We start from the raw sequence: 6,658 nt of genomic DNA on the forward strand, positions 1-6,658 counted from the left end.
GGGCCCGCCGCGGCACCGGGCCGGCGCCGGCCCCGGTACGGACCTCCTGGCCGTGGCCCCCGGGCGGCTGCGCGAACGTGTCGTACGGGACTCCGCGTGGCAGGCCCCGGCGGCACCGGTGGCGGCGTCCGTGGTCCCCGGACCCGTGGCGACGGCCGTGCGGCCGGGCTCGCCGATGACGCTCCTGCGGCCGCCGGCGGCGTGCCCGGCGGACCGGACGCCCCCTGCGTCGGCGATCTCGGGGCCTTCGTCGGCGCTGCCGTCGTGGCGGTCGAGGCGTGGCCGCCGCACGGGGTGCGGATGCGGTCGACGGCTTCGGCCCACAGCGCCTGGGCTCCGGGATGACCTGGGGATATCGCCTCGTCGGCGTCGTCGGGCATGGCGAAGTCCGGTCCCTTCATGAGGGGTGTGGCTCTCTCGCGGTACATTGCATACAGTCGACGGATACTGTATGAAGCTTGTTATCCCGCATCCGGTGGGTGGTGTCCAGGGGGCGTGCGGCACTTTTAGGACAGGAGCCGGTTATGGACCTGTACGAACACCAGGCAAGGGAACTCTTCGAGGAACACGGCATCGTGGTGCCGAGGGCGGAGGTCACCGATTCACCCGAGGAAGCCCGGGAGATCGCCCGCGGGCTCGGCGGCAAGGTGGTGGTGAAGGCCCAGGTGAAGACCGGTGGCCGCGGCAAGGCGGGCGGGGTCAGGCTCGCCGCCGACCCGGCCGCCGCCGAGCTGACCGCACGGCAGATCCTCGGCATGGACATCAAGGGGCACACGGTCGGCAAGGTGATGCTGGCCCAACCCGTCGACATCGAGAACGAGTTCTACGTCTCCTACGTACTCGACCGGACGGCCGGCGGCTTCCTCGCCATCGCCTCCGCCGAGGGCGGCATGGAGATCGAGGAAGTGGCCGCGAGCCGCCCCGAGGCCGTCGCCCGGATCCCCGTGGACCGGGCCGAGGGCGTCACCTCGGCCAAGGCCGCGGAGATCGTCGCGGCGGCCGGGCTGCCGTCACAGGCCGTGGACGTCCTCGTCCGACTGTGGCAGGTACTGGTCCGCGAGGACGCCCTGCTCGTCGAGGTCAATCCGCTCGTGCGCACCCGGCAGGGCCAGATCCTCGCTCTCGACGGCAAGGTCACCCTGGACGACAACGCCCGTTTCCGGCAGGCCCGTTGGGGCGCCGACGAGACCGACCACCACGACCCGCTGGAGTCCGTGGCCGCCGCCCGCGGCCTCAACTACGTCAAGCTCGACGGCGAGGTCGGCATCATCGGCAACGGCGCCGGCCTCGTCATGTCCACCCTCGACGTGGTCGCGGGCTGCGGCGCCCGCCCGGCCAACTTCCTCGACATCGGCGGTGGAGCCTCCGCGCAGGTCATGGCGGACGGACTGGCGGTCATCCTGTCCGACCCGGCCGTCAAGTCGGTCCTCGTCAACGTCTTCGGCGGGATCACCGCCTGCGACGCGGTCGCCGACGGCATCGTGCAGGCCCTGGAGAGGGTCCGGCTGACCAGACCGCTCGTCGTCCGGCTCGACGGCAACAACGCGGCCCGCGGCCGGTCGATCCTCGACGACCACGGCCACCCGCTGGTCCAGCAGGCCACCACCATGGACGGCGCCGCCGCCCATGCCGCCCGGCTCGCCGCCGCAGCCTGAGGAGACAGGGACACCATGGCCATCTACCTCACCAAGGAGAGCAAGGTCCTCGTCCAGGGCATGACCGGCGGCGAGGGCCTGAAGCACACCCGCCGGATGCTGGCCGCGGGCACCGACGTCGTCGGCGGCGTCAACCCGCGCAAGGCGGGACAGACCGTCGACTTCGCCGACCGGGCCGTCCCCGTCTTCGGCACGGTCCGCGAAGGAATCGAGGCGACCGGAGCCGACGTCACCGTCGTCTTCGTACCGCCCGCCTTCGCCAAGGCCGCCGTGCTGGAGGCCGTCGACGCCGGAATCGGGCTCGCCGTCGTCATCACCGAGGGCATCCCGGTCCACGACTCCGTCGTCTTCACCACGCACGCCAGGACGAAGGGCACCCGGATCATCGGCCCCAACTGTCCGGGGCTGATCACCCCCGGACAGTCGAACGCCGGCATCATCCCCGCCGACATCACCAAGCCCGGCCGTATCGGACTGGTCTCCAAGTCCGGCACACTGACCTACCAGCTCATGTACGAACTGCGTGAGATCGGCTTCTCCACCTGTGTCGGCATCGGCGGCGACCCCGTCGTCGGCACCAGCCACATCGACTGCCTGGCCGCCTTCCAGGACGACCCCGACACCGAGCTGATCATCCTCATCGGCGAGATCGGGGGCGACGCGGAGGAACGCGCCGCCGCGTACGTCCGCGAGCACGTCACCAAGCCCGTCGTGGGCTACGTCGCCGGATTCACCGCCCCCGAGGGCCGTACCATGGGTCACGCGGGTGCGATCGTCTCCGGTTCCTCCGGCACCGCGCGGGCCAAACAGGAGGCCCTTGAGGCAGCCGGTGTCCGGGTCGGCGGCACCCCCACCGAAACAGCTCGACTGGTGCTGGAGACGCTGACAGCACGCGGTGACGCCGTCCGCGGCTGAACCCGGCCGAGCACCCCGCACCCTCCGACGCGTCCGGCGCTCCCGGCCCCCTTCCGAGGCCGTGTCCCGCCGCCCGCGTCCTCCTCCCGTCCGAGCCGGCGGTGCGGCCGGCTCAAGCACGGGAACGTCCTGTCCCACCCCGCCCGACTGTGCACCGAGAGCGGAGCCCACCCCATGGCAACCAGCCCCACCCCGAACCACCGAACCCTCACCCTGAAGTCCGGCACGTCCTGGAACGACGCCTGGCAGCGCTGCCTCGCCGTCGCCCCCGAAGCCTTCCAGGAGGACGGCGTCCGCAACCTGTGGGCCGCCGCCTGGCAGCCGGACGGCCGTGCCCTGCCCGCGACCAGCCCGGTCGACGGCAGCCCGATCGCCGGCGTGCCGCGCCTCGACCGGGCCACCGCCCACCAGGCCGTGCGCGCCTCCCTCGACCAGCACCGCGCCTGGCGCCACATCCCGCTCGAAGAGCGCCGCGCCAGGGTCTCCGCCACCCTGGACGCGCTCACCGAGCACCGCGAACTGCTCGCCCTGCTGCTCGTCTGGGAGATCGGCAAGCCCTGGCGGCTCGCCCAGGCGGACGTCGACCGGGCGATCGACGGCGTGCGCTGGTACGTCGACGGCATCGAACCGATGGTCGCCGGCCGGGCCCCGCTGGACGGCCCGGTCTCCAACATCGCCAGCTGGAACTACCCGATGAGCGTGCTCGTCCACGCCATGCTGGTCCAGGCACTCGCGGGCAACGCGGTCATCGCCAAGGCCCCGACCGACGGCGGGGTCGCCTGCCTCACCCTGGCCGCCGCGCTCGCCGCCCGCGAGGGCATCCCCGTCACCCTCGTCAGCGGCAGCGGCGGTGAACTGTCGGAGGCGCTGGTACGGGCGCCCGAGATCGGCTGCGTCTCCTTCGTCGGCGGCCGCGACACCGGCGCCGCCGTGGCCACCGCGGTCGCCGACCTCGGCAAGCGGCACGTACTGGAACAAGAAGGTCTGAACACCTGGGGCATCTGGAACTACACCGACTGGGACGCCCTCACCGCCGTCGTCCCCAAGCTCTTCGACTACGGCAAGCAGCGCTGCACCGCCTACCCCCGCTTCGTCGTGCAGCGCTCACTCTTCGACGACTTCCTCGCGGCCTACCTCCCGGCGGTCCGCACCGTCAAGGTCGGCCACCCGCTGGCGGTCGAGCACCCCGAGGACCCCTACCCGCAGCTGGACTTCGGCCCGCTGATCAACGCGGCCAAGGCCAAGGAACTCCAGGACCAGGTCAACGAGGCCATCGACCGCGGCGCCGTCCCGCTGCACCGCGGCAAGCCGGCCGACGCCCACTTCCTGCCCGGCCAGGACACCTCGGCATACGTCCAGCCGGTCACCCTCCTCGGCCCCCCGCCCTCGTCCCCGCTGCACCACGCGGAACCGTTCGGACCGGTCGACACCATCGTGCTGGTCGACACGGAGGCGGAACTGCTCGCGGCCATGAACGCGTCGAACGGCGCCCTGGTCGCCACCCTTTCCACCGACGACCGGGCCACCTACGACCGGCTCGCACCGCAGATCCGCGCGTTCAAGATCGGCCACGGCAAGCCGCGCTCCCGAGGCGACCGCGACGAACTGTTCGGCGGCTTCGGAGCGTCGTGGCGCGGCGCGTTCGTGGGCGGCGAACTGCTGGTCAGTGCGGTGACCCAGGGCCCGGCGGGCGAGCGGCTGCCCGGCAACTTCCCGGATTACCAGCTCATGCCGTGACCCAGGTCGTGTCCGGGCCCGCGCGCATACCCCACGCGTCGGCCCGGACACACACAGTGACCAAGGTGTGCCCCGTCGACGTGGCCACAACCCCTGCTCAGGTCACGGAAACGCAGGTGAAAGCCACTCCGAAACCTTGGTATTGTTGTCCATGTCGCCCCAGGGGAACACCCCTGGCAGGGCGGCAGACACCTGGTCCGGGTGGCGGAATGGCAGACGCGCTAGCTTGAGGTGCTAGTGCCCTTTATCGGGCGTGGGGGTTCAAGTCCCCCCTCGGACACTCGCTATAGCGATACGCGGATGAGGGCCTCGACCTGACGGTTGCGGCCCTACCTGCGTGTTCGTAGCTGATCGTGATTCCGAGGGCTTCGTAGAGCGGGCTCTTCTTCTCTGCGTCTACGGTCTGCACGCGTTGTGCGATGTCTCCGAGTCTCTCAGTGATCTCCCGGATCTGGTCGGCGCTGAGGGGAGCTTCCTTCTTTCGAGTGGCGGCAGGTGGCGTGTCGAGCTTCTTGCGTGCTACCTCCTTCTCCGCCTGCGCCTCGTTGATCCATTGAGTGACGACGGCGGGGTCGGTTGCCGGCTTCGAGGGCGGCCTGGTAGCGGGCGAGACGCCGCTCGCACTCCTTGACCGCTTTGCGGGCCTGAGCCTGCTGCGGAGTGAGCGTCTCGGCCGCATTCGCTGCCGCGCCGGCTTGGGCGAGGGCGGCGAGGGTGGCGGCGAGCCGGCCGGGGGCGAAGGCTTTCGCGATCCATCGGTCCAGAGCCCGGCAGACCACGTCCTGTCGGAGGTAGACGGTCCGGGGGTGGTCCAGGCCGGGGTGGAGGGACTGTTCCTGTTCCTTGAACTCGCAGCGGTAGTAGACCGTGTTGCGGATCGTCGCGGGCTGCATCTTGCGCCCGCATGCCTCGCATCGCACCCGCCCGCGCAGTGCGTACGCCCGTTGCCCCTGCGGTTGTCGTCCGGGGCGTTCGAGGCGCTGCGGCATGCGGGCACGCTGCTGACGGATCTTCTTGACGGTGTCGAAGAGCTGGGTGGTGACGATCGCCTCGTGAGCAGCATCGTTGGACCACACCCACTGTTCAGCCGGGTTGTGTGTCATGCGGGTGCGGTGGCCGAGGGTGACGTCGTCGATGTCGTAGAGGTGTTCCTCCTTGCGTTGTTTGTTCCAGATCTCGTAGCCGGTGTATCGGGGGTTGGTGAGGATGGCGCGGACGGCGCCCTGTTGCCAGGTCGTCTTCTTGCGGTGGGGGTTGCGGGCTGCGTCGTGGGCGGAGGGGCAGGGGATGCCCTCCCGGGTGAGCTGGGCAGCGATGGCCTTGTCGCTCATGCCGTCGACGTACATCTGGAAGATCCGGGCCACGACGGGGGCCGCGGCGGGGTCGGGTTCCAGGCGGTGGATCCGCTGTCCCGTCGCGGCCTTGGCCGGGTTCGGATGCGGCCCCGCGTCGCCGATCAGGTACCCGTAGGGGGGCGTCCGCCAAGGTAGCGGCCTTGGAGCTGGGCCTGCGAGTTCATGGCGGTCCGCACCCGGATCTTGATGCGGTTGCGTTCTCCCTTGCTCATGCCGCCGAAGACGGACATGACGAGGTCGTGGGCCTCGTTGTCCGGGTCGATCGGCCCGCCGATCTCCGGGACCCACAGGGGGATGCGGAAGTGGACGAAGACGGGGAAGGTGTTGCCGAACTGGTTGCCGTAGAAGGTGCGCTGCGGTTCCCCGATCACGACGGCGTCGAATCCGCGGTTGGGGTTGCGGAGGGCTTGGAGGAGTTCGTTGGCGCGGGGGCGGCGCTGCCAGGGCAGGGAGCGGCTGTGGCCGACGTCGAAGTACTCGGTGACGATATGGCCGCCGACGGGTTCGAGCAGGGCTCGGGCGCGGGTGAGCTGCCAGTTTCTGGATGCCTCGGGGTCTTGCAGGTCCTCGGTGGAGCAGCGTCCGGCGAAGGCGAAACGGATCACGTGCGGTGAGACTCCCAGTGCGGGCGCGCGGCATGGTGCGCGCTGCGGGTGTTATGTGGCGTTCTGTCGTACCTCGAATGGGGGAGAAGAGCCAGCGGCCGCCCGCGTCTCTCGGTCAGCCGTTGCCGGTCTCGGGGCGCTGCTGACTGGAATCGGCGATCAGGATGCGAAGGAGCTGCAGGAGGGTGGCAGCGACGGGTTCGGTTACGTCGGGTGGCTCCTCGGGGAGGGCAACCCGGGTTTGCCGCGGGCTGCTCGGACCCGGGTGCTGCTCGGATGGGAGCTTGGGGTACGTGTACTCGGCTTGAACTCGTAGTCGCCGGTCACTCGATCTTCGGCGCGTCCATGGTCAGCCTGGTCCCGGCGAGGCAGCCGTCGATCAGATGGGGAC

The 6,658-nt window shown here is 70.5% G+C and carries 5 protein-coding genes and 1 tRNA gene; 4 read left to right on the forward strand and 2 right to left on the reverse strand.

Translation table 11 applies throughout. The features are described 5' to 3' along the window. Positions 1-524: 524 nt before the first annotated feature. The 4 genes from sucC to ACFY2B_RS40200 all read left to right on the forward strand — a co-directional run bounded on the left by sucC (position 525) and on the right by ACFY2B_RS40200 (position 4,587). Positions 525-1,655 carry an ADP-forming succinate--CoA ligase subunit beta gene (sucC, locus tag ACFY2B_RS40185; RefSeq protein WP_390768010.1) on the forward strand — a complete coding sequence of 377 codons (1,131 nt, stop codon included), beginning with the start codon at positions 525-527 and terminating at the stop codon, positions 1,653-1,655. A gap of 15 nt (positions 1,656-1,670) precedes the next feature. Further along, positions 1,671-2,570: a succinate--CoA ligase subunit alpha gene (sucD, locus tag ACFY2B_RS40190; protein WP_390768011.1), complete on the forward strand. Its 900-nt coding sequence runs from the start codon at positions 1,671-1,673 to the stop codon at positions 2,568-2,570. Between the two features lie 174 nt (positions 2,571-2,744). Next, positions 2,745-4,307 carry an aldehyde dehydrogenase family protein gene (locus ACFY2B_RS40195; protein WP_390768012.1) on the forward strand — a complete coding sequence of 521 codons (1,563 nt, stop codon included), beginning with the start codon at positions 2,745-2,747 and terminating at the stop codon, positions 4,305-4,307. Between the two features lie 195 nt (positions 4,308-4,502). Then, positions 4,503-4,587, forward strand: a tRNA-Leu gene (locus ACFY2B_RS40200). Between the two features lie 154 nt (positions 4,588-4,741). On the opposite strand, the gene ACFY2B_RS40205 is transcribed toward ACFY2B_RS40200, so the two are convergent. Together ACFY2B_RS40205 and ACFY2B_RS40210 are read right to left on the reverse strand one after the other, a co-directional pair. Continuing rightward, positions 4,742-5,638 carry a recombinase family protein gene (locus tag ACFY2B_RS40205; protein WP_390768013.1) on the reverse strand — a complete coding sequence of 299 codons (897 nt, stop codon included), beginning with the start codon at positions 5,636-5,638 and terminating at the stop codon, positions 4,742-4,744. A 125-nt stretch (positions 5,639-5,763) separates the two neighbouring features. Next, entirely contained in the window at positions 5,764-6,267 is a 504-nt protein-coding gene (locus ACFY2B_RS40210) for a recombinase family protein (RefSeq protein ID WP_390768014.1), read from the reverse strand. Positions 6,268-6,658: the final 391 nt, after the last annotated feature.

The organism is Streptomyces sp. NPDC001270 (genome assembly GCF_042896695.1).
Taxonomy (GTDB): Bacteria; Actinomycetota; Actinomycetes; order Streptomycetales; family Streptomycetaceae; genus Streptomyces.